At 60.2% G+C, this 26959-nt stretch carries 23 protein-coding genes; 10 read left to right on the top strand and 13 right to left on the bottom strand.

What is annotated here, in order from left to right; translation table 11 throughout:
• Positions 1-4: 4 nt before the first annotated feature.
• The 3 genes from VGN12_01760 to VGN12_01770 all read right to left on the bottom strand — a co-directional run bounded on the left by VGN12_01760 (position 5) and on the right by VGN12_01770 (position 5831).
• Positions 5-1903 (bottom strand): polymorphic toxin-type HINT domain-containing protein, encoded by a 1899-nt coding sequence (locus VGN12_01760; GenBank protein HEY4308150.1) that lies wholly within the window; start codon positions 1901-1903, stop codon positions 5-7.
• Between the two features lie 99 nt (positions 1904-2002).
• Complete coding sequence (locus tag VGN12_01765; GenBank protein ID HEY4308151.1) at positions 2003-3973, bottom strand: polymorphic toxin-type HINT domain-containing protein; 1971 nt, start codon at positions 3971-3973, stop codon at positions 2003-2005.
• 79 nt (positions 3974-4052) lie between these two features.
• Positions 4053-5831 (bottom strand): polymorphic toxin-type HINT domain-containing protein, encoded by a 1779-nt coding sequence (locus VGN12_01770; protein HEY4308152.1) that lies wholly within the window; start codon positions 5829-5831, stop codon positions 4053-4055.
• Positions 5832-6069: 238 nt separating this feature from the next.
• Between VGN12_01770 and VGN12_01775 the strand changes: the two genes are divergently transcribed.
• Positions 6070-7437, top strand: coding sequence for a sulfatase-like hydrolase/transferase (locus VGN12_01775; GenBank protein ID HEY4308153.1), 1368 nt, complete (start codon positions 6070-6072; stop codon positions 7435-7437).
• Between the two features lie 9 nt (positions 7438-7446).
• Here VGN12_01775 and atpC read toward each other — a convergent pair whose 3' ends face one another.
• From atpC to VGN12_01825, 10 genes are all read right to left on the bottom strand, one after another.
• A complete protein-coding gene (atpC, locus tag VGN12_01780; protein ID HEY4308154.1) occupies positions 7447-7887 on the bottom strand; it encodes an ATP synthase F1 subunit epsilon in 441 nt (146 codons plus the stop codon).
• Positions 7888-8088: 201 nt separating this feature from the next.
• Positions 8089-9564: a F0F1 ATP synthase subunit beta gene (gene atpD / locus VGN12_01785; protein HEY4308155.1), complete on the bottom strand. Its 1476-nt coding sequence runs from the start codon at positions 9562-9564 to the stop codon at positions 8089-8091.
• Positions 9565-9712: 148 nt separating this feature from the next.
• Complete coding sequence (gene atpG, locus VGN12_01790; GenBank protein ID HEY4308156.1) at positions 9713-10600, bottom strand: ATP synthase F1 subunit gamma; 888 nt, start codon at positions 10598-10600, stop codon at positions 9713-9715.
• A gap of 149 nt (positions 10601-10749) precedes the next feature.
• The gene (gene atpA / locus VGN12_01795; protein HEY4308157.1) at positions 10750-12267 is read right to left on the bottom strand and encodes a F0F1 ATP synthase subunit alpha; all 1518 of its coding nucleotides are present in this window, start codon (positions 12265-12267) and stop codon (positions 10750-10752) included.
• Positions 12218-12862, bottom strand: coding sequence for an ATP synthase F1 subunit delta (gene atpH, locus VGN12_01800; protein HEY4308158.1), 645 nt, complete (start codon positions 12860-12862; stop codon positions 12218-12220). The genes atpA and atpH overlap by 50 nt, the downstream gene beginning before the upstream one ends.
• 54 nt (positions 12863-12916) lie before the next feature.
• Positions 12917-13618, bottom strand: coding sequence for a F0F1 ATP synthase subunit B (gene atpF, locus VGN12_01805; GenBank protein ID HEY4308159.1), 702 nt, complete (start codon positions 13616-13618; stop codon positions 12917-12919).
• Positions 13619-13720: 102 nt separating this feature from the next.
• On the bottom strand, positions 13721-13954 hold the full coding sequence (gene atpE, locus VGN12_01810; GenBank protein ID HEY4308160.1) for an ATP synthase F0 subunit C: 234 nt from the start codon (positions 13952-13954) through the stop codon (positions 13721-13723).
• Between the two features lie 180 nt (positions 13955-14134).
• Positions 14135-15037, bottom strand: coding sequence for a F0F1 ATP synthase subunit A (atpB, locus tag VGN12_01815; protein HEY4308161.1), 903 nt, complete (start codon positions 15035-15037; stop codon positions 14135-14137).
• A 2-nt stretch (positions 15038-15039) separates the two neighbouring features.
• The gene (locus tag VGN12_01820) at positions 15040-15471 is read right to left on the bottom strand and encodes a hypothetical protein (GenBank protein HEY4308162.1); all 432 of its coding nucleotides are present in this window, start codon (positions 15469-15471) and stop codon (positions 15040-15042) included.
• On the bottom strand, positions 15468-15734 hold the full coding sequence (locus VGN12_01825) for an AtpZ/AtpI family protein (GenBank protein HEY4308163.1): 267 nt from the start codon (positions 15732-15734) through the stop codon (positions 15468-15470). The genes VGN12_01820 and VGN12_01825 overlap by 4 nt, the downstream gene beginning before the upstream one ends.
• A 1340-nt stretch (positions 15735-17074) precedes the next feature.
• Here VGN12_01825 and VGN12_01830 point away from each other — a divergent pair.
• From VGN12_01830 to nuoF, 9 genes are all read left to right on the top strand, one after another.
• Entirely contained in the window at positions 17075-18031 is a 957-nt protein-coding gene (locus VGN12_01830) for a DUF4912 domain-containing protein (protein HEY4308164.1), read from the top strand.
• 360 nt (positions 18032-18391) lie between these two features.
• A complete protein-coding gene (locus VGN12_01835) occupies positions 18392-19183 on the top strand; it encodes a UvrB/UvrC motif-containing protein (protein HEY4308165.1) in 792 nt (263 codons plus the stop codon).
• A 448-nt stretch (positions 19184-19631) separates the two neighbouring features.
• The gene (locus tag VGN12_01840) at positions 19632-21956 is read left to right on the top strand and encodes a PEP-CTERM sorting domain-containing protein (protein ID HEY4308166.1); all 2325 of its coding nucleotides are present in this window, start codon (positions 19632-19634) and stop codon (positions 21954-21956) included.
• A 240-nt stretch (positions 21957-22196) separates the two neighbouring features.
• Positions 22197-22613 carry an NADH-quinone oxidoreductase subunit A gene (ndhC, locus tag VGN12_01845; GenBank protein HEY4308167.1) on the top strand — a complete coding sequence of 139 codons (417 nt, stop codon included), beginning with the start codon at positions 22197-22199 and terminating at the stop codon, positions 22611-22613.
• Entirely contained in the window at positions 22604-23164 is a 561-nt protein-coding gene (locus VGN12_01850; GenBank protein ID HEY4308168.1) for an NADH-quinone oxidoreductase subunit B family protein, read from the top strand. Before ndhC ends, VGN12_01850 begins: the two co-directional genes overlap by 10 nt.
• A 49-nt stretch (positions 23165-23213) precedes the next feature.
• Positions 23214-23708 carry an NADH-quinone oxidoreductase subunit C gene (locus tag VGN12_01855; protein HEY4308169.1) on the top strand — a complete coding sequence of 165 codons (495 nt, stop codon included), beginning with the start codon at positions 23214-23216 and terminating at the stop codon, positions 23706-23708.
• 1 nt (position 23709) lies between these two features.
• Positions 23710-24936: an NADH dehydrogenase (quinone) subunit D gene (gene nuoD, locus VGN12_01860; protein ID HEY4308170.1), complete on the top strand. Its 1227-nt coding sequence runs from the start codon at positions 23710-23712 to the stop codon at positions 24934-24936.
• A gap of 72 nt (positions 24937-25008) precedes the next feature.
• Complete coding sequence (locus VGN12_01865) at positions 25009-25494, top strand: NAD(P)H-dependent oxidoreductase subunit E (protein HEY4308171.1); 486 nt, start codon at positions 25009-25011, stop codon at positions 25492-25494.
• Between the two features lie 73 nt (positions 25495-25567).
• Entirely contained in the window at positions 25568-26923 is a 1356-nt protein-coding gene (nuoF, locus tag VGN12_01870; protein HEY4308172.1) for an NADH-quinone oxidoreductase subunit NuoF, read from the top strand.
• Positions 26924-26959 lie beyond the last annotated feature (36 nt).

Below are 26959 nucleotides of genomic sequence, written 5' to 3' on the forward strand. Positions count from 1 at the left end.
ACCCCTATTTTTCGACCAAGCCCGGCACTGTGACCGTCGTTGCCGCGCGAATATCAATGTCGTGGACCAGGATCAACTCGTCGGTAATGAAGTAAGTGTTGAAGTCCGGAATGATCAGGTTGTGGCACGCAGCCTCGCCCGTCCTTTCGACGCTATCGATCATGAGCGTGCCTTTGGTCGTGTGCAAACGGTCGCCGACTTTCAACTCCTTGGCCATGCGCCAGCCCGTGCCGGAAACCCAGAATAGATGTCCGAGCGTCGAGCGGATGGTCTGCTGGCCGACGTGCGTCTCAACCAGCGGTAGCGGTGTGCCGTGCGTTATGGCCTGGACCGGCTTATAGGTTAGCTCGCCCGAGTCGACGTCCTGGGCAAGTACCCAATCGCCGATTCGGACTTTCTCGATCGGCACGGTTCCCGTGACGGTCCAAACGAGCGTGCCGGGGACGAAACAGCCGTCACAGGAACTCCGTGGAGCCGGAGGAGCGAGCGGCGTAGTCACGCTGTAGGCCATCGCGGGTTGCGTAAAGCTGTAGCGAACTTGCTCGTATGTTTCTTTTGGCCCGTAATGGCTTTCGTTGTACGCCGTCCACCAATCCCACCATCCTTTAGGATCGTCATCGAAATCGGGATTACCCGTGGCAAATCGAAGGGCCGCCGCGATGCGCGCGTTGAGCGCTTGCTGTTGTGCATTTGCATTGAGCGCCGCCTGAGCCAGATTCGCATCGACTTCAGCCTGTCGTAGCGTCGCATTGATACTTGGCGTTGCGTCCGGCACGACAACCGTAGCTGTTGATCCCGGTGACCCTGGGAGCGATCGTCCCTGCTGGTAATTGGGCATGAGAGGAACTCGTGGAAGCGTCTCCGCCGTGGAAGCATAAGAACGATTCCACAGCGCTCCTTCCTGAAAGAGCTTAAGCCGCTCTTGGAAGGCGCCCCCCTCGGTCATTCCTATTTGGAAGTTGACTTCGATTAGCGTTTGCATTGCCGAGAGCAGCTGCGGCGCGTACGAGAATATGTCGCGCGCCGCCAGGGCCTTGCCGGCAGCTGAGCGAACGTCCTCATGTTTCGCAAAAATGGCAAATCGCACCAGCGAATCGGTGGCCGCTTGCTGCGGCATTTCGGCCAGCGCCGAGATCGCGGCACATCCGGCGGCCGGAGTGGCCTTGGCGAAAACAATTTCCAATGCCGGAATCGCCGCGACGTCGCGGGTTTCTTTCAACTGTTGGGCAGCCGTCTTTTGCCGCCCGGTATCACGGCTTTCCAGATCGCCGCGCAAGCGCGTCAAAACGGGCTTCCACTTTTCGAGCGCCGACTCGGTTTCCTTGGCTTGCTTTTTCAGAGCTTCGGCCGTGGCTGCCGGCATGAGCTGATGCCGATAGCGGACCAGCCCGAGCTTGTTCACGACTTCAGCGCGCTTTGCCTTCGTGGGCTGCAATTGCAAAGCATTTTGTAGGTGCAGTTTTTCTTGATCCGCGAGCCCTTGCTCCTTGCACCAACGAGCTAGCTGCAACTGACCGTCGACCGTGGCAGGTGCCTGATCGCGCAGTTCGCGATATTTGACGAATCGGCCCGACCATTCGTTTTCATGGGCCGCATCCTCGCTGTTGAGCCAGCGATCGTTCACCCGTACTTCGCCGAGTTGCCAATGCGCGGGGGCGTAGTCCGGGTCGGTAGCCAGTGCCTGGCGCAAATAGTCGGAGCGCGCCGCGTCATCCCCCGCCGCCTCGGCAAGAAGTGCCTGTTTCACGAGTGCCGCCGCGTCGTCGGATTTCTGACCCGCAGGCGATGCTTGCTTGCCGGCACTGGTTTTCTTGGTTGCGTCGGCGGCAAAGACGAAGCTCGACGAGGACGCTGCACAGATAATCCACGCGACGATAAAGAGTGTCGCTACTTGCCTTCTCATTGTCTGTCCCTCGGCCAATTTCCCGTGGCCTGCCGGGTTCCCCTGCTCCGATTCTGGCTCTGCTTCGACGAAGGTCGCTCTCTTGCTGTCGGGTCACAATCAAGGACTGGCCAGTCCTGGCACCGTGACTGTCGTCGGTCCGCGGACGTCGATGTCGTGGACCAGGATCTGCTGGTCGGTGACGAAGTAGGTGTTGAAGTCGGGCACGACCAGGTTGTGGCACGACGCTTCGCCCGTCTTTACGACGCTGTCGATCGCGAGCGTCCCCTTGGTGGTGTGCAGGCGGTCGCCGACTTTCAATTCCTTGGCCATCCGCCAGCCCGTGCCTGAGACCCAGAACAAGTGGCCGAGTGTGCAGCGGATCGTCTCTTCACCGGCGTGCATTTCAACGAGCGGAAGCACGGGGCCCTTCGTGACTTTGGCGACGGGCTTATAACCAAGCTCGCCCGACTCCACGTCTTGCGCCAGAACCAGGTCGCCCACGTGTACCTCCTCGATCGGCATCTTGCCCGTCGCGGTCCACACGATGGTACCGGGAACGAAGCAGGCGATTTTCCCACTGTCAAAATGGAATCTGGTGTCGAGACCCAAGTATTGCCGATTTGCCGACGCCGCCGGCAAGGTTGGCTGTGTAGGCGGAGTTTGTTGCTTTGGCTGATATGTTTGTGCAGTTGATCCCGTTAGTTGTGTTACCGCAGGTTGAACGGGACGGTAGATTTCGGCCGAGTAATAGGTGTAGGCCGAGCGATTGATCGCGTAGGTTTCCCGGTCGCCGGAGTAATGCGTGTCGTTGTATTCGTTCCACCAAGCCCACCAGTCTTTGGCGTCATCGTTCAGAATGTCCGCGTCGGTGGCGATCCGCAGCGTGGCACAAATCCGTTCATTCGTGAACTCGGTGCGGGCGTTCTCGGCCATCGCCGCCTGCGCGGTCGCGACGTCAGTCGCTGTCTGGTTGGCAACGCGCGCTTCGGCCACTGCGGTCTGAGGGATCACGACCGCGCCCGGCTGAAACATGAAATTTGGCATCGCGGTCAGGCCCGAGGTGTACGCCATGTTGGCGTTCTGGCCCTCGCGATAAAGTGTCAAACGATCGCCGAAAATGCCCCCTTCGCCCGCGAAGGTCTGGAAGCTGATCTCGATCGGATTGCTCAAGCCCGAGAGCAGCATCGGGACAAAACTGAACATGTCGCGAGTCTTCAGCGCCTGGGCCGCCGCTTTGCGCACTTGCTCATTCTCGGCCAGGACAGCGAACCGCACGAGCGATTCGGACGCCTTCGGTTGTGGCATCGCATCAATGGTCGAGGTCACGGCTTTGCCGGCGGTTGGGCCGGCCTTGCCGAACACGGTTTCCAGCACCGGGATGACGGCGATGTCTTTGATCTCTTTCAATTGTCGGGCCGCCTCGGCCTGCCGCCCGGTATCACGACTGTCCAAATCGTTGCGCCAGCGCGTGACGATGGGCCTCCACTTCTTCGTCACGGCTTCCAGCTCTTTATCGTGCTTCTTAATCATGTCGGCCTTGGCCGCCGGCATTAGCTGCTTTTGAAAGCGCACGAGGCCCAGCTTCTCGGTGATTTCTTTTTGCTGGGCGTGCGTCGGACGCGAGTAGAGCGCCATCTGCAAGTGCATCTTTGCCTGGTCGTCGAGCCCGGCGTTTTCGCACCAGCGAGCCAGGACCAACTGTCCGTCGACCGTGCGGCCCGTGCGTGCGCGAAGCTGGCGATATTCGTTGATTTTCGACGACCAGGCGCTGGTCGCGGCCGTGCTGTCCGCCGACAGCCATTGGTTTTCAACCTTGATTTCGCCCAATTGCCAATGGGCCGGCGCGTATTCCGGGTCAGCCGCCAGAGCCTGTTGCAGGTAGTTTGCACGCGCGTCGGTATCGCCGGCGGCTTCGGCCGTTAGCGCCTTCTCGACGAGTGCGGCGGCCTCGGATTCTCGGGGGCTTTTTTCCGCAACGCCCTTTGCAGCTGGCTCTTTTCCCTGCACCGAGGGCAGCCAGGCGGTGGAAGCAACAACGATGGCCGCGAGGCCGAGGAATCGATGCTTTACGTCTCGTCGATTTTTCATGTTCCGCTCCAGCTCTCTTGTTCTTGTTCCCTATCGCTTTGTTGAATCAAACACGCGCGTGGGTTCGCAGTCTTCACGATCAGTCGCTCACCAGTCCCGGCACCGAAGCGGTTGTGACCTGTCGCAGATTGTTGTCATGAACCAATATCCGCTGCTGGCCGACAAAGTAAGAATTGAAGTCGGCCACGACCAGGTTGTGGCACTCGGCTTCGCCTTGCTGCTCGGCACTTTCTATTTGCACGGGACCGGCCGTGGTATGCAGCCATTGGCCGGCCTTTAGCTCTTTGGCCATTTGCCAGCCGATGCCGGAAACCCAGAACGGATGCCCACGCGTGGCGCGAATGGTCTCTTTGGCCGTGCGCACTTCGATGAGCGGACTGGCCGGTCGCAGTGTGACGGCCATTACCGGTTTGTAGGCAAGCTCGCCTGTGTCAGGCTCCTGCGTCAGCACGCAATCCCCCGGCTTGATTTGCTCGATCGGCAAAGAACCGGTTGACGTCTCGACCGGTGTGCCGGCGGGGAAGCAGGAGACATATTTGATTCGCACCGGGGATGTATCAATAGAAGTTTTTTCGTAAACCTGCTTGTACGGCGATTGGTAAATCTCGTTTTCATTCAACCACCAATCCCACCATAGCTTGAAATCATCGCCAAGCTCTTTGCCGGTGGCGGTTCTTAAGGCGGTCGTAATCGAAATATTTAGGCGATTGCGATCCGCGTTCGCCGTTAGTTCCGCTTCCGCGCGCGCCGCATCGTCATGAACGGTCTTATCGTCGACGATTTGAGAACGCATAAAGCTCTGGCGATTGCGAGAATAGACGATTTCCTCGTGCGCTGCATCGATGCGCACGAATCTTTGATCAACGAGAGGGCCCTCCTGGAAGAGGACAAGCCGATGCCACGCGAAACCCCTGGAAAAGTCCGTTTGGAACTCAACTTGAACTGGCGCCTCGAGCGTTGCAATTAACGTCGGGACGTACGCGTACGGCGACCGTTGCCCTAAAGCAGTGGCGGCAGCTTGACGAACAGAGTCTTGGCCGGCGAAAACCGCGAATCTAATGAGCGACTCCGCTGCCTTCTGCTCCTGCATCGCAGCGAGGGCGTCGATCACTGCACCACCGACTTCTTCATCGCTCGTAGCGAACGCGGCCTCTAATGCAGGGATCGCCTCTGGATCGCGAATACTGCGAAGCCTCACTAGTGCGTCCGCCCGGGACGACTTGCGAAAGTTCAATTCGTTTTGCAAATCCGAGAACCGCTTTTTCCATTGATTAAAATCGTGGTGCGAACATACCTGCTCCGCGGCGATGTTTTCGGATTCCGCTGCGGTCATCAACACACCGTTACGACGCACGAGACCCAACTTGCGTATTATCTCGTTCGACTGCTTTTTTGTCGGCTGCAATTGCGTCGCAAAAATCAGATGTGTGCGTTCTTCGTCATTAAGCCCAGTGGACGCACACCATTGCGCCAGGGCTATCTGCCCCAGTGCTGTATTTGCAACATGGTCGCGTTTCACTCGGTATTGCGCGACCTTGCCTGCGCGGGTCGCTGCGTCCGCCGACGCTTCAACCGTTTGCCAAGCTTTGCCCACACGTACTTCGCCCGAGTGCCAATGAGCCGGCGCGTAATCGGGATCTGCCTTCAGCGCATCGGCAAGGTACGCCGCGCGCCGTTCAGCGTCGCCGACTGTCTCGGCTTCGAGCGCTTCACGGACCAGCTTCGCAGCGGGGGATGTTGAGTCGTCCGTTTTTGCAGCGGATGATTGCGCGCGATCCGCGCCGCGCGCGAGTGCAGACAGAGCTACAACCAGAAGAGAAAACGCGGCGCCATGCCGCACCATGCGCGACAACCGCATAAGAATCGCTCCTCCGCCAAAACGTCCGGCGTTTGTTCCGTAGCGGCGCGGCGCGTCATCGCGACAAAGCGGAGGTAGCCCCCCGCGAGTTCATCGTTCATGATCGCGGCCGCTGCCGGAATTATCGCAAATCGGTGCGCAAGAAGCTAATCAGTTTCTGAGTTTTTACATCGAATGCGGCTGAGCTTACAATCTCGTCAGCCATGACCTTCACACCCTGCCGTTAGGCATACAGAACATGTCTTCTCGAACCCTCCTCCCACTGCCGCTCATTCTGATTGCACTGACTTTTTGCGGCACGCTGCTGCCAGCTGACGCGGCGGAATCGTCCCCTCGTCACCCGAACATTCTGCTGCTCGTGGCTGACGATTTACGGGCGGACGCTATCGCGGCGCTGGGTAATACGACCGTCAAAACGCCCCATCTCGACCGTTTGTTCCACGAGGGATTCACATTTCGAAATGCCTACTGCCTGGGTAGCAATCAACCGGCCGTCTGCTCGCCCAGCCGGAACATGCTGCTGTCGGGCCAGACGTATTTCCGCAACTGGCCGAAGGGCCTGGCCCCCGGTGACGGGCCGAACCTGCCCGACGCCCTGAAGGCGGCCGGCTATTTCACGTATCACCACGGCAAGCGCGGTAACGTCGCTCGCGCGATTCACACGCGATTCGATCGCAACCTGTATCTGGATGACGACGAACGAGAACGCACCAGCGGCGAGCCGGGACATACGATCGTCGACAGCGCGGTCGCGTTTCTCGACTCGTATCGGGAAAGCGCTCCCTGGCTGATGACGCTCGAGTTCGAGGCGCCGCACGATCCACGCGTCGCCGACAAGCGATTCCTGGACCTCTACCGGCCAGACGAGATTCCACTGCCACGCAACTATCTGCCGGTTCATCCGTTCGACAATGGCGAGATGACCGTCCGCGACGAGCGGTTAGCTCCCTGGCCGCGCACGCCGCAGGAGGTGCGCCGGCAGTTGCATGAATACTATGCCGTGATCAGCGGGCTCGACTTTCATATCGGCCGCCTCTTGCAGACGCTTGCCGATCGAAAACTGACCGGCGAGACGATCGTCGTGTTCACCTCGGATCATGGCCTGGCCATGGGAAGTCACGGCCTGTTCGGCAAGCAAAATCTATACGAGCATTCAATGCGCGTACCGCTCGTATTCACCGGGCACGGCATCGAGCGAGGGTCGTCTGACGCCCTGGTCTACTTGGTTGATCTTATGCCTACGTTGTGCGATTTGGCCGGAGCTAATGCACCACGGGACATCGACGGCATGAGCCTGGTACCGATCCTTCGCGGTGAACAAACCAGAGTGCGAAGCACGCTGGGAATGGCCTACCGCGACGTGCAGCGGGCCATTCGCGACGATCGCTGGAAGCTGATCCGCTATCCGCAAGTCGATCGGACGCAACTATTCGATTTAGAGAACGATCCCGAAGAACTGCGGAACCTGGCTGATGAGCCAGCACAGGCCGAGCAGCTTGCGCGCATGACGACGCTTCTGCAAGATTGGCAACAGACCGTGGGCGACAAACAACCGCTCGAGGTCGAGAACCCGAAGTCGGCGGAGTTCGAGCCGCCCACTGAATGATCGCACCGATTAGTGGCCGGATCCGGCGTGCGATGAAGTCGGCTTGCCGGCGTGCGCCGCGACGCGAATCTGGGCCCGGGCTTGCAACTCGACGCGCTCGCGAATGGCCAGCAGTTCGGGCGTATGGGCCGGGCGGTGGCGGGCCGCCTGCAATTGCTCGGCCGCGGCCGCGGCATCGACCTGCGTGGCGGGCACGGCGCGATTGGTCAGCACCGATACCACGTTGCCGGACACCTGCACAAAGCCACCGTCGACGTAGTACCGATCGGTGCGGTCTCCCTCGACGATCCGCATTTCGCCATAGCCCAAGCGGCCGATCATGGCGCTGTGCCCCGGCGCGACGCCCAACTCTCCGTCATACAGCGGCACGACGACGAATTGCGCTGGCGATTCGCGTACCGTCGTCTCGGGCGTCACGACGATGACCGTCAGGATGCGAACGCCGCTCATTTGAGATTCTCCGGGGACACTCAAGTGAACGCCCGCGTGTGCTTCTGAATGGGCCATGTGGTGGTCAGTCGTCGGTAGCTAGTAGTTGGTAAGTAATGCAGACGATCCGCAACCTTGATGTCGGCTGGAAAGTCAGTGGCCGGAGAAGGCGTCGAAATACTGACAACCAACTACCGATTACTGACTACCGGCTACCAGCAACTATTTCTTCGCCATCTTCTTGGCTTGTTCTTCGGCCTGCTCGATCGGACCGACGTACATGAATGCGCTTTCCGGCAGGTGGTCCCACTTGCCATCGGCGATTTCCTCGAAGCTGCGAATCGTATCCGCCAGCGACGTGATTTCGCCCGGCTTGCCGGTGAAGACTTCGGCCACGAGGAACGGCTGCGACAGGAAGCGTTCCATGCGGCGGGCACGATGCACGACCAGCTTGTCCTCTTCGCTGAGCTCGTCGACGCCGAGAATCGCGATGATGTCTTGCAGTTCGCGATAACGCTGCAAGGTGCGTTGTACGCGGCGGGCGATGGCGTAATGGCGGTCGCCCACGTACTGCGGATCGAGAATGCGGCTGCTCGAAGCCAGCGGATCGACCGCCGGATAAATACCCTTTTCGCTGATCGATCGCTCCAGGTACAAGAACGCGTCCAACTGACCGAACGCCGTGGCCGGCGCGGGGTCGGTCGGATCGTCGGCCGGCACGTACACGGCTTGCACCGAGGTGATGGCCCCCTTCGACGTCGAGGCGATACGCTCTTGCAGGGCGCCCATTTCCGTGGCCAGCGTCGGCTGATAACCCACGGCAGACGGCATACGACCCAATAGCGCGGACACCTCGCTACCGGCCTGCGAGAAGCGGAAGATGTTATCGACGAACAGTAGCGTGTCGGCGCCGGTTGTATCGCGGAAATACTCGGCCATCGTCAATGCCGATAGAGCAACACGCAGGCGGGCGCCTGGCGGCTCGTTCATCTGGCCGAAGACCATGCAGGTCTGCTCGATAACGCTGCGGCCGGTATCGCCGATCTTGGCTTCTTGCATTTCCAGCCACAGATCGGTTCCTTCGCGGGTTCGCTCTCCCACGCCGGCGAACACCGAGTAACCGCCGTGCGCACTGGCGATACGAGCAATCAGCTCGGTGAGAATCACGGTCTTACCCAGACCGGCACCACCGAACAAACCGGCCTTACCACCGCGGACGAACGGGGTGAGCAGGTCGATAACCTTGATGCCGGTTTCGAACAGCTCGGTCTTGGTCGAAAGGTCCGTGATCGGCGGCGCGTCGCGATGGATCGACCAATAGTCGTCGGCGTTGACCGGGCCGCGCTCGTCGATCGGCTCGCCAATCAGATTGAAAACGCGACCGAGCGTGGCCTTGCCGACCGGTACGCGGACCGGGTGTCCGGTATCAACGCAGTCCTGTCCACGGACCATGCCATCGGTGCTGCCTAGCGCGACGCAACGTACGCGACCGCCGCCCAGGTGCTGCTGCACTTCGCCCACCAGGCGAACCTTTACGCCCTTTTGCTCGGTTTCGATGCGAACGGCGTTATAGATGGCGGGCAGCTTGTTCTCTTCGTACTCGACGTCGAACGTCGAGCCGATCACTTGAGTGACGTGCCCGACGTTCAGGGCCGCGTGCTCGGGCTTGTGGGCATTGCCTTGCGTGATGGTGGCCATGGGAACCTGCGAGTAGTTGGTTGGTTATTCGTCTGTCGTTAGTGTTTTGCGTGCGAACTTGTTTTGAACGGCGAATGCAGAACCATGAATGACATCAGCGTGAACACACGCCTTGATTCATCATTTATCATTTTGCATTCTGCATTTCTTATCCCTTCAGCGCCTCGACGCCGCCGAGGACTTCCATGATCTCGCCCGTGATCTGCGATTGGCGAGCGCGGTTGTAGGTCATTGTCAGGTGCTTGATGATCTTGTCGGCATTCTCGGTGGCGGCTTTCATTGCCACCATGCGGGCTACCTGCTCGCTAACAGCCGCGTCGAGAAAGCATTTGAAGAGCTTCACTTTGAAGCTGGTCGGCACCACCTCTTCCAGAATGCTTTTCGCCGACGGCAGAAATTCGTACTGCGGACCGGCCTTCGCGGCTGGCGCGCTCGTGGCATCGGCGCCGGCAATGGCTCCCAGCGGCAACAGTGTCTCGACCACGGCGACCTGCCGAGCGATGCTGTCGAAGCGAGTGTACGCGACGTCCAAACGATCCAGCCGGCCGGTTATGTAATCCTCGAGATAGCCGTTGGCCAGCTCGTCGATTTCGGTGTAGCTGACTTTGTCCTCGAACTGCGTGAACGCGCGGTGCGTGGCGATCTCGCGAAACTTGAAGGCCGCGATGCCGCGCTTGCCTGATACTTCGAGCAACGTCTTGGGGACCGTGGCTTGCAATTCCTTCCAGCGGGCGACGGCGGCGCGGTTGACGTTCGAGTTGTACCCGCCGCACAAACCGCGATTGCCGGTTAGCACCAGCAGCGACGCCGTTTTGATCTCGCTGCGAGCCTCGAGAAGCGGATGGCTGACCTTGAGACCACTGGTGGCCAATTCGGCGACGAGCGCCGTAATTCGCTTCGTGTAGGCCGTGGCGGCGCTCGCACGGTCCATCGCCTTCTTGAAGCGCGCCGTGGCAATGAGCTCCATCGTCCGCGTGATCTTGCGGATGTTCTTGATGCTCTTGCGGCGTTTATCGAGTGCTCGTGCCTTGGCCATTTGTCTAAATGCAGAATTCAGAATGATGAATGATGAATCGAAGAAGCGTCGCCGTTGCGGGCATTAGGTCTTCGTATTCTTCATTCTGCATCCGTCATTCATCATTTCCTCGGTGTTCTCTGTGAACTCTGTGGCGAAGCCTGATACGTCTACTTCTTCTTCGTGGTGTATTGCGCCTGGAACTCGACAATCGCCTTTTCCAACGCCGCGGCCGTGTCGTCGTCGAGTTTCTGGGTCTCGACGATCTTGTTGCGAATCTCGAACTTTTGCTCGCGCATGAAACGGAGGAAATCCTGTTCCCAGGCGGCGACCTCGGAGCGGGGGACCTTATCCAAGTGACCTCGGGTGCCGGCGTAGATGCTGAGCACCTCGTCGATCACGTCCATCGGCTGGTACTGCCCCTGCTTCAATAGCTCGATCATGCGGTAGCCGCGATCCAACCGCGATTGCGTGGCGGCATCCAGGTCGGTACCGAGCTGAGCGAACGCTTCGAGTTCACGGAACGCGGCCAGGTCGAGCCGCAAACCACCGGCCACCTTCTTCATGGCCGGAATCTGGGCGGCACCACCGACGCGCGAAACCGAGATACCGGCGTTCATGGCAGGCCGCTGGCCGGCGAAGAACAAGTCCGGCTGCAAATAAATCTGTCCGTCGGTAATCGAAATCACGTTCGTTGGAATGTAGGCCGAGACCTCGCCTTCCAGCGTCTCGATGATCGGCAGCGACGTGAGTGAACCGCCCCCTAGCTCCGCGCTCAGCTTGGCCGAACGCTCCAGCAGGCGGCTGTGGGCGTAGAACACGTCGCCCGGATAAGCCTCGCGACCGGGCGGACGACGCATCAACAACGAGAGCTGGCGATAAGCCACGGCTTGCTTCGAAAGATCGTCGTAAACGATCAACGCGTGGCCACCGTTGTACATGAAGTGCTCGGCCATCGCCGTACCGGCATAGGGAGCAACGTATTGCAGCGGTGCAGGCGCGCTGGCTCCCGACAGAATGACCGTCGTGTAGTCCATGGCGCCGTTCTTGCGAAGCGCCTCGACGACACCGGCAACCGTGGATTCCTTTTGACCGACCGCGACATAGAAGCATTTCACGCCGCTATTGCGCTGATTGATGATGGCGTCGATACCGATGGCGGTCTTACCCGTCTTGCGGTCGCCGATGATCAACTCGCGCTGACCGCGACCGATGGGGGTCATGGCGTCGATGGCCTTGATGCCGGTCTGCAACGGCTCGCGAACCGGTTGCCGCTGGGCGATGCCGGGGGCCATGAATTCGACCGGACGGCGCTCGGCCGTGACGATCGGTCCTTTGCCATCGAGCGGGTTGCCAAGCGGATCGACCACGCGGCCGATCACGGCGTCACCAACCGGAACGCTGAGCAGTCGGCCCGTGCTCTTGACCTCATCCCCTTCCTCGATCGTCAGGTAGTCACCCAGAATGATCACGCCGACCGAGTGCTCTTCGAGGTTGAAGGCCAGGCCCGTGACGCCATTGGGAAACTCGACCATTTCGCCGGCCATGACGCCGGAGAGGCCGTACACGCGCGCAATACCGTCGCCGACTTCGAGAACGCGTCCTACTTCGCGGACGTCGACCTGCGATTCGTACTGCTCAATTTCCTGCTGGATTACTGAAGCGATCTCGTCGGCTTTGAATTTCATGGACACTCCTGTTGATGATGCGGCTACGCATTTGCGCCAGCCGCGCCGCGACCGAACCGTCATAAACGGCGTCGCCCACGCGCAGCACGACGCCGCCGATCAGCTCGGGCTTGATCTTGGGAACGAGCACTGGCTCGCCCCCAAACATGCCACGTAATTGTTGTTGAATTTTGGCCGCCAATTCATCTGTTAGCGGGCTGGCCGTGGTCACCTCGACGCGCAGCAGTCCGCGCATCTGGTCGAACTGGGCACGCGCGGCGCGAATGACGTCGCGCAGCACTTCCAGTCGCTCGTGCTCGGCCAGCACGCGCAGAAAGTTCAAGACCAGCGACGAAACGCGCCCATTGAAAGTGCGGTCGACGATCTGGACCTTGTCCGCGGCGCTGATGAAGCCCGAGGACAGCAAGCTGCGCAACCGGGGAAAGCGCTCCAGCACTTCACTCTCAATGGCGGTGAGCTCTTCGAGTGCCGCTGCCGTTGCGCCCGCCTTCTCGGCCGCAGCGATGAACGCCTTGGCATAGACCTCGGCGACGCGCTGCGCACCGGGATCGGTGGCTCGCTCGGCAGCATCAGGTTTCGCAGGACTTTGAGACATAGCTCACTTGCCGGTAAGTCGGAACGGAATCAAAACGTCGCCGTCACGGGCAGACTAATTCTGGCGATGGTCCCCTTGCGGGAAGGTAGCCAGGGCATCTTCGATCAACTTCGCATGGTCGCCGGCCGTGAGCTTGGCGCCCACAATGCGACCGGCCAGATCCACCGCCAAGTTGGCACTGGAGCGGGCCAGCTCGTTGAGCGCTTGCGCCGTCGCGGTTTCGATCTCGGCCTTGCCGCGTTGCGTTTCGGCCTGGGCATCCGTGCGTGCCTTGGCCACGATCTCTTGGCCCGCATGCTCGGCGTCGCGACGCGCTTCGTCGAGAATGCCGCGCACTTCCTCGCGAGCTGCCGAGAGCTTGGCCTCGTACTCGCCCAAGAGACGCTTGGCCTCTTGATTGAGTTGCTCAGCCGCGGCGATGTTATCCGAGATCTTCCTCTCGCGAAGATCGAGAGCCGAAGCGATTGGCCCCCAGGCAAACTTGCCCAGCACGACCAACAGGATGACGAAGATCAGCACCGTGAAGATGGCCAGATCGAAGTCGACCTTCAGGGGACTGGGAGCTTCGTGTTCGCCGCCGTGGCCTCCATGAGCATCGCCACCGTGGCCATCGCCCGCATGCCCTTCGGCTCCATGCGCTGCATGGGCGTCTTGCTTGGCGGTTCCCTCGCCTTCGGCGCGTAATGCACCGCCACCGATGTACACGGATACAGCCAAGCCCAGCAGGCCAGAAGCCAGGATTCGCGACATGCTCATGACAAGCTTTCCTCAATCCGGGGCGCAAGGGGCGCCCTCATCCATGTTCAGGCGCAGCGCGTCGATATTCGCCGCGCTGCGCCGGCATAACCGACGCAGAACCTAATTATTGAACAACATACAAACGATCAGACCGAAGAACGTTGCACCTTCGATCAGAGCGGCCGCGATAATCATGGCGGTCTGGATGTTGCCGGCCACTTCCGGCTGACGCGACATGCTCTCGACGGCCGAGGCGCCGATACGGCTGATGCCCAAGCCGGCACCGATGATCACCAGGCCGGCGCCGAAGGCACCACCGAAATAGAAGGCGAAAGGACCACGCTTGGCAGCGATGTCCTGGGCCTGCTGCTCGATCTTCAACTGATCTTCCGGGGTCTGGGCGGTCGCCAGGTTAGCGTAGCACGCGAACAGCATCGCGACACCGAAAATTGCAATCAACTTGTTCACTGCTCTAATCTCCTTTTCGCGGGAAAGACCTTGCCCAAAAAGTTTCCGACGCCGCAGTCGCGGCGATTAGTGCGGATGCACCGCAGCGCCGATAAACAGGGCCGACAAGAACGTAAAAATGTACGCCTGCAAGAAGGCGACAAACAACTCCAACAGATTCAAGGCAGTCGCCCCCAGCACGCTGGCGGGCATAACACCCCAAAACGCCGCCGAGCCAGCGCTCGCGGCGATGAACGCTACGATCACGGCCAACACCAAGTGGCCGGCCATCATGTTGGCCAGAAGACGCACGGCCAACACGAAATGCTTAATGACCAGACCCAGCATTTCGATGGCGAAGATCATCGGCACCAATAGGACCGCCAGCGGACCAGGAAGATCCATGTGCGGCACCTGCGACTTGAAGAAACCGACAAAGCCGGATTGCTTCATGCCCGAGCCGACAACCGTGGCGAAGGTGATAAATGCCAAGGCGCCGGTCGTGGCCAGCGATCCGGTGGCCGAGCCGGCCCAGGGGACCAGCCCTAGCAAGTTGCAGCCCAGCACGAAGAAGAACAACGTCCACAAAAACGGCAGAAAGCGATCCGCGTCGTGGTCGCCAATGGCGGGGCGCGCGACGTCATCGCGAATGTACAGGAGCATCGCCTCGAGCAGGTTCCACGCCCGCCCCTTGGGGCGATCACCGGCGGACATCTTGTTCGCCAGCCGGATAAACACGACGGCGACGACTAACGCCACGATCAATTCGAGCAGCATGAACTTCGTAAACTTCAGCTCAATCGGCTCGAAGATGTTGATCTTGTCGACCGACAAAACCCCGGTCTTGCCGCTCCACAGAGGTTGGTCCATCCGCAAGGGTTGCGGGAGGATGATCTTTCCGCTGGGAACGACACTCGTCGAAACCTCGATATGATCGGCATCCTGGACGTGGCCAAACAGATGCCCCGGATCGAATACGTCACTAGCCATGACTATCCCTTCCTCGACAACGAGGCCAGCGAAATCCGTCCGACCGACAACCAGGTGTCGACAGCCAGCGTGACCATGTAAAAGCCGATCACATAGAAAACCGCACCGGCGTCCGTCAGCGGCCCGCGGCGAAAGCCGATCGCCATGCAGAAGACCAGCGGCGGCGCCATTCGCAGCAACATCGCGATCAGCGTGGCGTGAAACGGTTGACCGGCCCCTGCGAGCCAGATGGCGGTGAACTGAGCACTAATAGTCGCCGCGGCACAGACCAGCGCCGCAATGCCTGCGGCAACGAGCCCGTCCTGACCTTGCAAGGCAAACACAAGCGGCGCCACGACCAGGTAGCTGGCGGTCATCCAGAGCGCGACGGCGCGAGCATGGCGAACCCAGCTCACCAGGCAGTCGCTGCTCGTCGAGGTATCGTGGCCGTTCACGGTCCGCGTTGTTCCCGATCGTCGTTGGAACCTGATCTCGGTCGCTGTGGCGACCGCGTGATTCGCAACAATTGCCACATGGCGAATGAACCGCCCAGGGCAAATCCCAAAAGTGTAAACAGCGCCTTTGTTCCCAGTCGGCCATCCAGCCAGATACCGGCCAGCCCGGGCACCACCATCTCGATCGCCAGCGTCATGATGCGGGTCGCCCATTGCGACGCGATGACGATTGGCGATTGGTCAGGAGGAGGCTTCGTGGGCACGCCCAGATCCGCCGACGGAGTTTTGCAAAGATGCTGTGAAAACGCCTAAATAAACACCCAAAACGTATTTGCTTGTCCAAAAACCCCGGGCCCAGCAAGGACCCCCAAAGAAGTGCCACGGAGCGGACTCCGGGCAAGAGCTGGCAACGACCCAAAATGCCGGCTGCAATCGAACTTAACGGGACTGTAATCCGCTGTTTTCAGAGTGTCAACGGGCTGGCGATCGGAATTCGTGTTTTTTTTCACAAAGTCTTGGAACGGGCCACAAATCCTTTCCATTAGGCGTTTTCGGTCAGCGCCTCTCGGCCGAGCCCCGGTACCATTGGGGGTGCCGCGACGGGGGCCCTGTCGCCAATGGTTCGCCGAAATTGGATGGATTTCGACACTCGGAAACGCGCTCCCTAACCCTCATTCGTGGGGTCGCAATTCAGCCTTCATTGCCAGCATCTAAGTCCAAGTGCGAGAACAACCTATCGATGGTTGAGGTGCTGTCATCAGAAAGGCCTTCCAAGGGGCAAACTAGTTGCAATATAAGCGGCCGTTGATTACATTACAGTTCTGCGATATGCCGGCCCTCGCTCCGCATGAAGGGGGGATAGCCGGGGAGGCGGGTCGCATCGCGTATTGGAGAACGTGATCGAACGTCAAAGGTGAGTATTGCAGGGGAAAGCGGCCTCTCGAGAATGACGCAAGCGGCCTGCCTAACGGCCGTGGAACCCCCTTTTTAGTTTTCTGTCGGAGTTGAACTCGCTGTCCGGAGCTTCGCTCGAACGAGCGGCGCATCGGTAGCAGCGGGCATCGCCCTTGGGTACGGACTGCCAAACGGGCGCAGTGTGTGAACCGGTCAGGGATGGCTCAAGAAACCCCACGGCGCCTCAGGCCGCCGCTCGACGCATCCCGGAGACAGTCCGTTGATTAACGTAGCCGCGCTCAACAGTCGTTCGTGTAAAGATCTGGCGGAGATGGCCAAGAAGCGCGGCGTGCGCGGCTGGCATTCGATGCGTAAGGATCAACTCGTCAAGGCTTTGTCCCGGCTGGCCAAGGCCCCTGCGAAATCTCGCACGGCGGCGCCGCGGCCGACGACTTCCCGTCCGGCTACCGCTCGGCCCACAGGAGTTCGCCCAACGACTGTCGCCGTGGCTGCCACGCGTAAGTCAAATGGTGCTGTATCGATTGGATCGCCCTCGAAGGGCTCAGTATCGAACGGCTCACTTTCTAAGAGCTCGCTGTCCAACGGGTCGCTTGCGAAAAGCGCCGGTTCTAGTGGTTCGCTCTCAAAGAGCTCACTGGCGAATGGCACACTTTCCAAGAGCTCATTGTCCAATGGAACGAATGGCTCGTTGGCCAGCACACCTGTCCGACCGGTTCGTAAGCCGCAACCGCGCATTGTGGAGAAGCCCAAGGATCCGGCCGTCGTCAAACGTCTGCAGATCGCAAAAGAGAAGCTAAATCGCTGGAAAAACCTGGCTTTCCAATCCCCGGACAAATCGCAGGGGGAAGTGAAGGACCGGCTCGTGGCGATGGTCCGCGACTCGTTCTGGCTGCACGCCTACTGGGAACTGACACGCACCGGCGTAGAACGGGCCGAGGCGGCGATGGGACGCGAATGGCACGGCGCACGGCCAGTGCTGCGTGTGTTCGAGGTCTCAGGCGGTGGCGGATCGACGACGACTGCCGAGCGTCTGTGGCGCACCATTGAAATCCATGGCGGCGTTAACAACTGGTACATCGACGTCGTTGACCCACCGAAGAGCTATCGGCTGGACATCGGCTACTTGTCGGCCGAGGGCAAATTTTTCGTACTCTGCCGCAGCAACGTTGTCAGCACCCCGGTGCCCGGCACCAGTGATGCGATCGACGGCAATTGGGCGGCCGTGGCCGAGGACTTCGAGAAGGTCTATGCTCTCAGTGGTGGGTATTCCGCCGAAGGACCGAACCTGGAGTTGCAGGAACTCTTCGAAGAGCGGCTGCGTCGCCCGATGGGTTCGCCCATGTCGACCCGGTTTGGACCGGGGGCCGAAGCGCTGGGCAAGAAGCGTGAGTTTCACTTCGAGCTCGACGCCGAGTTGATCGTTTTCGGCGCCACCGAGCCTGACGCTCACGTGACGCTGCAAGGCGATCCCGTGCGGCTCCGCCCCGATGGCACGTTCACGGTCCGATTCAGCTTGCCGAACTGTCGGCAAGTGATTCCGGCCGTGGCCAGCAGCGCCAACGGTCTCGAGCAGCGTACCGTGGTTTTGGCCGTCGAGCGCAATACCAAAACGATGGAACCGTTGGTTCGCGACGCGAACGACTAGCCAGGCAAGCTGGCGAATTGTCTGTCGATTTTCGCTCGCGAGGCTCGGGGCGCGCGTTGTTCGCGCGGCCCTTTCGCTGGCCGATTGTAGCCAGGTTCCAGCTACTGGCAGCCGGCCGCTTGCGCCAGCGGGTTTGCCGGTGCCCGGCCCCTATCCCTGTAGCAGGGCTGTGGGCTATCTTTGTAGGTGTCGGCAACGACGACTTCAGCCCGTCGGTATCCCGTCTTTTTGTCGCGAGCCGCGGTATACAATTCGCTCGCTTGCGGCAGGAAAATCCGTCGCGGCATTACCCTACAACGGCCGCCTGGCGATCGGAATTTGCCCCGGCCGAACTCGCCCCAGTTCAACCTCGAAAACGACGTGTCACGAGATATCTCTAACATCTTGAATGGGTGGGACTTCGACCCCGAGCGGGTGTCCGTGCGCCTCGTTACGGGCGAAGACGGCCGGGAGAAGATCCAGTTGCGGCTGGACCTGGGCCTGCTGCAAATGGAGATCGACGGCCGTCCCGATGGTCAACGTCCCGAGGGGCGCGATTCCTGGCTCGACTTCTATCGGCAGGCTCAACAGGCCCACGACAAGGCCAACCCCGACTTGGCCCCGTTCACGCTTTCGGACGCGGATTGCGAACAGTTGTTGCGCGAGGGGGTGCAGTACTACCACCGCTACCTCAGCTTCTGGCACCTCGAGCGTTACGAATTGTGCGCGCGCGACACGCGACGGAACTTGATCCTCTTCAAGTTCGTGCGCGATCATGCCAAGAACGAGCGCGATCGACTCCGTTTCGACCAGTGGCGACCGTACGTGACCATGATGCACTCGCGTGCTGTGGCCACGCCGTTCGTCGAACTCGGCGATTTTCCGACCGCCGTGACGGCGATCGACGCGGGGATCCGCGATATTCGAGACTTCCTCGAAGAATACGGCCAATCCGAAAAGGCCGACGAGTGCGCGGAGTTGGTGCAACTGGTGCGCTGGCGCGATGAGCTGGCAGCCAAAACTCCCGCGCCGCTGTTAAGTTCGCCCAGCGACGAACTGTCAGGCCTGCGGCGAAAGCTGGCTGAGGCCGTACGCGACGAGCGCTTCGAAGAGGCCGCCCAACTGCGCGACGAGATTCGCCGGAGTTCGCCCAGCAACGAGCCGCAATCCTAGCTCCTGGCGCTCGCGTTTTTGCCGCACGACGGCTTCCTGGCGACTTGGCTGGTTTTCGTCCAGTCCGAACTATTTCTGGTTTTTGGTTGAATTGCTCGAATTCCTGCACTACGATCTGCATTCATTCACGTGGCAGTCGTCTAGACAGAGCCGCACTAGCTAATGATTTGCAGCAGCGATTAGGTCTTCCCGGGGCACGCTAGTGACCGTTCTCTAAAGCCGCCCGCATCATGCGCCGCAGGGCGCTCGTTTGATGCACCCAGGGCTTGGCTTTCTTCCAAGATTCTCTCGGTTCGTGCGCGATGGTTTGCTTGCGCGCGATTCGAGTTTTCGCATGATTCGCCGATGGAATGGCGGTTCCCTGCGCGCAAAGGCCGCAATGGTCACGGGGCCGCCTGTAGCAATATTCGCTCGACGACAATTGAAGAAGCATCAAAGAGGGCACATCATGATTCGATACGCACGGTTTCGAACCGTACCACAACCGTTAATTGCGATCGCACTCGTCATACTCGGCGGTCTGACCAACGACGGCTTCGCCGATGATTATGGCGCGGCAGTTGTGAGTGGTCCGTGGACCAACGCCGCGACGTGGACTCCCGCCGGTGGCCCTCCTGGTGCGGCGGACAATGCCTACATCGGCGGTTCCTTTCCCGCGGGGACGTTATCGACGGCCACAGTGAACCTGACCGCCGATCAGTCGGTTGCAAATCTCAACCTGGGGCGCGACGGGGCGGGCATCGGGACGCTCGATTTGAACGGGTTCAATCTCTCGGTCGGCAATACAATCACAATCGGGCAATTTGGTGGCACCGGAGTCATCACGCGCACCGGGGGTGGCACGTTTTCCACAGCAAGTTTGGCAGTTCAAAACGGTAACGCTTTGATTTTGCAATCCGGCGATACCATTTCCGCAACCGCGCAAGTTTTGTCAGGTGCCCACCTTTCGACAGCCGCATCGACAAACATCTCGCAGGGCGTCGCTGTCTTCGACGCCGGCAGCCAATTGACGCTCGGCGCAAATCTGTCGCTCTCGCAAGATCTGGATATGCGCGGTACGGGCGCCACGCCGGCCACGGTCGACGCCGCCGGGCACAACATTTCGGCCAACAACATTTACATCGGCCGGTTCAACACGTCGGGCCAGATTCTGAATCGTGGCACGATCACGGCTGCCGCTGGACTATTCGTTGATCGTTCAAATTTCACGTTCAATGCCGGGGACTCGGCTTCGACCGTCGGCGCCGCCGACGGTGCCATCGTCAATCTCAATGCGGCGACGGCAGCCAACAACATACAGATCCAAAGCGGCGGTCAGCTCACGACCGTTGCCGCAGGCAATGTCAGCCAAGGCGTAACGGTGTTCGACGCTGGCAGCCAGCTAACGCTGGGCGCCAACATGACGCTGTCGCAGGATCTGGATATCCGCGGAACGGGGGCCTCGCCGGCCACGGTCGACGCCGCCGGGCACAACATCTCGGCCAACAACATTTACATCGGCCGGTTCAACACGTCGGGCCAGATTCTGAATCGCGGCACGATCACGGCAGCCGCAGGGTTGTTCGTCGATCGTTCGAATTTCAACTTCAACGCCGGCGATTCAGCTTCGACCGTCGGCGCCGCCGATGGTGCCATCGTCAATCTCAACGCGGCGACGGCAGCCAACAACATTCAGATCCAAAGCGGCGGTCAGGTCACGACCGCGGCCGCAGGTAACGTCAGCCAAGGCGTCCTCATACAAGACGCCGGCAGCCAACTGACGCTGGGCGCGAATATGACACTGTCGCAGGACCTGGATATCCGCGGAACGGGGGCCTCGCCGGGCACGGTTGACGCCGCCGGGCACAACATCTCGGCGAATAACATCTACATCGGCCGTTTCAACACGTCGGGCCAGATTCTGAATCGTGGCACGATCACGGCCGCCGCCGGGTTGTTCGTCGATCGTTCGAACTTTAACTTCAACGCCAGTGATTCGGCCTCGACGCTGGGCGCCAGTAACGGTGCCATCGTTAATCTCAATGCGGCGACGGCGCTTAACAATATTCAGATCCAAAGCGGCGGTCAGGTCACGACCGCGGCCGCAGGCAATGTCAGCCAAGGCGTCCTCATACAAGACGCCAGCAGCCAACTGACTCTGGGCGCCAATATGACGCTGTCGCAGGACCTGGATATCCGCGGTACCGGCGCCTCGCCGGGCACGGTTGACGCCGCCGGTCACGACATAACGGCGAACAATATGTTCATCGGGCGCTTTGGCACCGCGGGGCAACTCCTCAATGACGGTGCCGTGACGGTAAACAGCGATCTGTCGATCGATAGCAGCACCGTGACCCTGCACGGCGGTAACGATCAGGTGAAAGGAAATCTGCAACTCGACCTGGCGTCGTCGTTAACGATTCAACAGGCCATTGGAGGTCTGACGGGTCTGACGCTGGGAGGCAGTTCGCTCAGCATTCTGGACACCAGCGTGTTGCATCTCGACTTCGACAGTTCGGTCGTGCCCGGCCTGGATTGGGTATTTCGCTGGGCCAACCCCGGCAGCGGAGACCGTGTGGCAGCGATCGACGGGCTCATTAGTTCAGGCCTGATCACGGTCTCGGGTAACCCCCTCGCCTACAACGTGTTTAACGGCGGCGATGGCTACACCTACGTCGGTTACTCGGCAGCGCCCGAGCCTTCGACCGTCGCCCTGTTTGGCATGGGGATCGGCCTGGTCGCCATTTCTGTCCGGCGACGTTCCAAGAGGTTGCCGCGCGGAGAGTCGTCCTGATCCGTCGCCTCGATCCATTAGGGCGACAGCCTCGGCCAAAATCGGATCGCAAACCGGCATCAAGGTTCGCCGAGAATCGGCAGCGCGCGGCGCCGGCTTGACCCCCCACCGGGCAAGCGATACATTGCCGGTGCATGCTCGGCCCAACAGCCGGGCTTTTCTTTGGTCCTGCTTTGTGAAACGATTCACAAAGTCGAGGGCTGAAGCTGGCAAACCCTTCGTCGGACTGTAGTTCGGCCTATGCAGAACGTCATGCTGCCGCTGTTCTTGCTAGTGCTGGCCGCCACCGGATTGTCCGTGGGCCTGGTCACGGCCGGCCTACTGATCGGTCCGCGGCGCGAGGGGGCGGTGAAGCGGATGCCGTACGAGAGCGGCATGAATCCGATTCATGACGCCCGTCGCCGCTTTGACGTTCGTTTTCACCTGATCGCGGTCGCCTTTTTGGTGTTCGACGTCGAGTTGCTATTTCTCTATCCGTGGGCCGTTTCCAGTAAGCGGACCGCGGCGGGCGAGGCAGCGCACGGCATTGATCGGGCGGTCGAGCTGCATTTAATCGACGGACGCGGCATCGTGTTCGCTGAGATTATGGTCTTTATCGCCTTACTCGCGGTGGGGCTTGTCTACGCATGGCGTAAGGGAGTGTTTCGATGGCGATAGAACTCCCCGAAAATGTCGTCGTCAGCAAGCTCGACGAGCTGGCCAGTTGGTGTCGCAAGAACAGCTTGTGGCCGATGCCCTTCGCCACGGCCTGCTGCGGGATCGAACTGATGGCCACGGGCGCCAGTCGTCACGACCTGGCCCGTTTCGGTGCCGAGGTATTTCGCTTCAGCCCTCGCCAGTGCGACCTGATGATCGTGGCCGGGCGCGTCGTGATGAAGATGTTGCCGGTACTGCAGCGCATCTGGCAGCAGATGAACGAGCCGAAATGGTGCATCTCAATGGGAGCTTGCGCCTCGACCGGCGGAGTGTTCGACACCTATGCCGTGGTGCAGGGGATCGATCGCTTTATCCCGGTCGACATGTACGTTCCCGGCTGCCCGCCGCGTCCTGAGCAATTGATTCAAGCGATTATCGATCTGCAGGACAAAATTCAGGCCGAAGGCACAATCAATGGCGACGAGTTCAACCTGCCTTCGCGTCAGCGTCAGAAGCGGGCATTGATTGAGCTTCCCGTGTTACCGAGTCTACCGCACCATTTGCACCGGTAGTTTTCACTGACAGACTCCCCTGTGCGGCCTTGGCGCCGCGACTGCCCGCATGATCCAGTCCGCCACGCTCGACAAACTGACCGCCGCCTTTCCGCAGTTGACCCACGGCGAATATCAGGGCCAAGCGCGGGTGGTAGTGCCCAAAGATTCGATGCTGGCGACGCTTACCTGGCTGAAGCAGGCCGGCTTCGATCTGCTGGTCGATGTCACGTGCGTCGACTATCTGAATTATCGCGATGCGCAAGACCGGTTCGGGCTGGTCTATCTGCTGGCCTCGACCGCGACGAACGACCGCTTGACGGTGCGCGTGTTTCTGAACGAGCCTGAACTTTCGGTTCCGACCGTGGTGCCCCTGTGGGAAGGGGCCAACTGGATGGAACGCGAAGTGTATGACATGTTCGGCATCACGTTCGCTGGTCATCCCGACCTGCGGCGCATTTTGCTGCCCGACGAGTTCGAGGCGTATCCGCTGCGCAAGGATTATCCGCTGCAAGGTCGCGGCGAGCGGCACAATTTCCCGGTGCTGACGAGGGATCGGAGCTGATATGCCGCTAGCGCCTGCGACACTCACTGCCGAGCCGACCCGTGACGAAGCCCAGGACTTTATCTGGACGCTCAACTTCGGTCCGCAGCATCCGGCGACGCACACGACGCTGCGCATCGTGTTGAAGCTGGACGGCGAACGTGTTGTCGACGCGGTGCCGGATATCGGCTACCTGCACTCCGGCTTCGAGAAGATCGGCGAGAGCCTGAATTACAACCAGTACGTCACGGTCACTGACCGGATGAACTATATCTCGCCGATGGCCAACAACGTGGCCTGGCACAACGCGGTCGAGCGCCTGCTGGGACTCGAAATCCCGCCGCGCTGCAAGTACATCCGCACGATCTTGTGCGAGTTGGCGCGAATCAGTGATCACTTGTTGTGTAATGGCGCCGTGGGTTTGGACGTAGGGGCGTTCACGTACTTCTTGTATGCGTTCAATCGCCGCGAGGATCTGTACGACATCTTCGAGACGCTGTGCGGGGCCCGCTTTACGAACAGCTACACGCGCGTCGGCGGTGTGATGCACGACGCAACACCTCTGTTCGTCGATCTGGTGCGTGAATTCGTGCGAACCTTCCCCAAGACGCTCGACGATATGGACCGGTTGCTGGATCGCAATCGCATCTTTATCGACCGCACCAAGGGGGTTGGCGTCCTGACGAAGGAAGAGGCGATTAACCGCAGTTGCTCGGGGCCCGTGGCCCGCGGCAGCGGAGTGACGCGCGACCTGCGCAAGGACGAGCCTTACTTGGCGTATAAAGACTTCGATTTTCAGATGTGCTGTGCCCCGGCTGGAGATTGCTACGCCCGCTATCTGGTGCGCATGGCCGAGATGCGGGAAAGTCTGAAGATCGTATCGCAAGCGATCGAGAATCTGCCGTCAGGCCCCGTGAATGTCGACATCGGCGAGCGGACCGCGATACCGACCAAGCGTGAAGTTTACTCGACCATCGAAGGTTGCATTTCGCACTTCGAGTTGACGATGAGCAATCGCGGCTTCGAGGTGCCCAGCGAAGAAAGCTATGCCGCGATCGAAAGCCCCAACGGCGAATTAGGCTTTTACATCGTGGGGGACGGCAGTGAAGTCGCTTACCGCGCCCGCTGCAGGCCGCCGTCGTACATCCACTTCGCGGTGTTTCCGCATTTGATTCGCGGTCACACGCTGTCGGACGTCGTTGCTGTGCTCGGCAGCTTGAACATCATTGCCGCCGAGTTGGATCGATAACAATACGAAGCAGAAAGCCAGCGACACCAGCCCGAAGCACCAGCGATGGTAAGGAACTAATCGAAGCACACGATGGCAACGCCAGAACGCGTACTCACTGACGAGATGGTCGAGGCGATCAAGGCCTACTTCCCGCGCTATCCCACGCGGCAGGCTGTGACGTTGCCGGCTTTGCATATCGTCAACGAGCGCTTGCGTTGCGTGCCGATCGCGGCCGTGGTCGAAATCGCACAGTTGCTCGAACTGGCTCCCGCCGAAGTGCAAGACACATTGAGCTTCTACGGCTTTTTCAAGCAAGACGCGCCGCATGGCCGGACACGGGCTTGGGTCTGCCGCTCAATCAGTTGCGCCCTACGCGGCGGCGAAGAAGTGCTCGAACATATGTGCCACTCACTGGGCATCAAGCCGGGTGAGACGACCGCGGATGGACGCCTGACGCTCGAATTCGGCGAGTGCCTGGGCGCCTGCGATTTCGCTCCCTGCATGCTGGCCGGCAAGACATTGCACAAAGACCTGACGCCCGCTAAGGCCGACGAGATTTTGAAAACGTTTGAATGAACGAGATGCGGCTGCCAGCGTCGTCGGTAATTTAAGATGCCGGCGCCGGCCGATAGCTGCCAAGGAATAAGACGTGCTGCAGTTCGAACCAGTATTGCTCGCCAACATCAACAAGCCGGACAGCCATACGCGCGCTGTCTACGAGTCGGCCGGTGGTTATGGTGCGCTGCGAAAAGTGCTGGCCGAGATGCAGCCGCCGGCGCTGATCGAACTCGTGAAGAATAGCAACCTGCGCGGCCGCGGTGGCGCGGGATTTCCGACGGGCCTGAAATGGACCTTCCTGCCGAAGGATCATCCCGGCCCGATCTACATGTGCATCAATGCCGACGAGAGCGAGCCAGGCACCTTTAATAATCGCATCTTGATGGAGGAAGATCCCCACCAGGTCATCGAGGGGATCATCCTCAGCTGCTATGCGACCAAGGCCAAGACGGCATACCTGTACGTGCGATACGAGTATCCGCTGTGCCTCGAGCGTTTGCAGCGCGCGATCGACGAATGCTACGCCGCTGGCTACCTGGGAAAGAATATCCTGGGAAGCGAGTTCTCGCTCGACATCTTCTTGCATCGCGGCGCCGCGGCGTACATCTGCGGCGAAGAGACCGGTTTGATCGAAAGCCTGGAAGGAAAGCGTGCCTGGCCACGGATTAAGCCGCCGTTCCCGGCTGTGGAAGGTGTGTTTCACAAGCCGACGGTCGTTAACAATATCGAAACCGTGGCCTGCGTTACGCACATCGTGAATCGCGGTGTGGAATGGTTCAAATCGATCGGCGTGCCCGCCGATCCCAACAATCCGCGCGATCCCGGTAGCTATGGGCCGAAGCTGTACTGTCTGAGCGGACACGTCAACAAGCCAGGCTGCTACGAAGCGCCGCTGGGGATCACCTGCCGTCAGTTGATCGATGAATACGGCGGCGGCGTCTGGAAAGGGCGCAAGGGAAAAGCGGCGATCCCGGGCGGGATCAGCATGGGCCTGCTGACGGAAAAAGAATTCGATACGCCGCTCGATTTTTCCGGCCCCGGCCGCGTGGGCTGCTTGGGTCTTGGCACCGCGGCGGTGGTCGTGTTGGACGAGACGGTCAGCATGGTCGATTTTCTGCACAACAGTTGCCGCTTCTTTCAACACGAAAGCTGCGGCCAATGCACTCCCTGTCGCGAAGGAACTCGCTGGTCGCTGGAAATGCTCGAGCGGATCAAGGCGGGCAAGGGACGGTTGCGCGACCTGGACCTGCTGCTCGAAATCGGTGACTCGATCGGCATTATTCCCGGCACGACGATCTGCGGCCTCGCCGACGGTGCTGCCTGGCCGATCAAAAACGCGATTCGCAAATTCCGCGGCGAGTTCGAAGACTACATCAAGCGCACGAATCCCCAAGGCTACGCGGTCACGCACGCGGTGAAAGCTTTGCCGGTTTTGGCAAGTCATTAGTTCTCAGGCACAACAGTCCAACAACCTTCAGCAAAT

The organism is Pirellulales bacterium, from assembly GCA_036499395.1.
GTDB lineage: Bacteria > Planctomycetota > Planctomycetia > Pirellulales > JACPPG01 > JACPPG01.

Excerpts from the sequence above, each read along its gene's own strand:
- VGN12_01760 (HEY4308150.1), bottom strand. The coding sequence starts at position 1,903 with ATGAGAAGGCAAGTAGCGACACTCTTTATCGTCGCGTGGATTATCTGT.
- VGN12_01765 (HEY4308151.1), bottom strand. The coding sequence starts at position 3,973 with ATGAAAAATCGACGAGACGTAAAGCATCGATTCCTCGGCCTCGCGGCC.
- VGN12_01770 (HEY4308152.1), bottom strand. The coding sequence starts at position 5,831 with ATGCGGTTGTCGCGCATGGTGCGGCATGGCGCCGCGTTTTCTCTTCTG.
- VGN12_01775 (HEY4308153.1), top strand. The coding sequence starts at position 6,070 with ATGTCTTCTCGAACCCTCCTCCCACTGCCGCTCATTCTGATTGCACTG.
- atpC (HEY4308154.1), bottom strand. The coding sequence starts at position 7,887 with ATGAGCGGCGTTCGCATCCTGACGGTCATCGTCGTGACGCCCGAGACG.
- atpD (HEY4308155.1), bottom strand. The coding sequence starts at position 9,564 with ATGGCCACCATCACGCAAGGCAATGCCCACAAGCCCGAGCACGCGGCC.
- atpG (HEY4308156.1), bottom strand. The coding sequence starts at position 10,600 with ATGGCCAAGGCACGAGCACTCGATAAACGCCGCAAGAGCATCAAGAAC.
- atpA (HEY4308157.1), bottom strand. The coding sequence starts at position 12,267 with ATGAAATTCAAAGCCGACGAGATCGCTTCAGTAATCCAGCAGGAAATT.
- atpH (HEY4308158.1), bottom strand. The coding sequence starts at position 12,862 with ATGTCTCAAAGTCCTGCGAAACCTGATGCTGCCGAGCGAGCCACCGAT.
- atpF (HEY4308159.1), bottom strand. The coding sequence starts at position 13,618 with ATGAGCATGTCGCGAATCCTGGCTTCTGGCCTGCTGGGCTTGGCTGTA.
- atpB (HEY4308161.1), bottom strand. The coding sequence starts at position 15,037 with ATGGCTAGTGACGTATTCGATCCGGGGCATCTGTTTGGCCACGTCCAG.
- VGN12_01840 (HEY4308166.1), top strand. The coding sequence starts at position 19,632 with ATGATTCGATACGCACGGTTTCGAACCGTACCACAACCGTTAATTGCG.
- ndhC (HEY4308167.1), top strand. The coding sequence starts at position 22,197 with ATGCAGAACGTCATGCTGCCGCTGTTCTTGCTAGTGCTGGCCGCCACC.
- VGN12_01850 (HEY4308168.1), top strand. The coding sequence starts at position 22,604 with ATGGCGATAGAACTCCCCGAAAATGTCGTCGTCAGCAAGCTCGACGAG.
- VGN12_01855 (HEY4308169.1), top strand. The coding sequence starts at position 23,214 with ATGATCCAGTCCGCCACGCTCGACAAACTGACCGCCGCCTTTCCGCAG.
- nuoD (HEY4308170.1), top strand. The coding sequence starts at position 23,710 with ATGCCGCTAGCGCCTGCGACACTCACTGCCGAGCCGACCCGTGACGAA.
- VGN12_01865 (HEY4308171.1), top strand. The coding sequence starts at position 25,009 with ATGGCAACGCCAGAACGCGTACTCACTGACGAGATGGTCGAGGCGATC.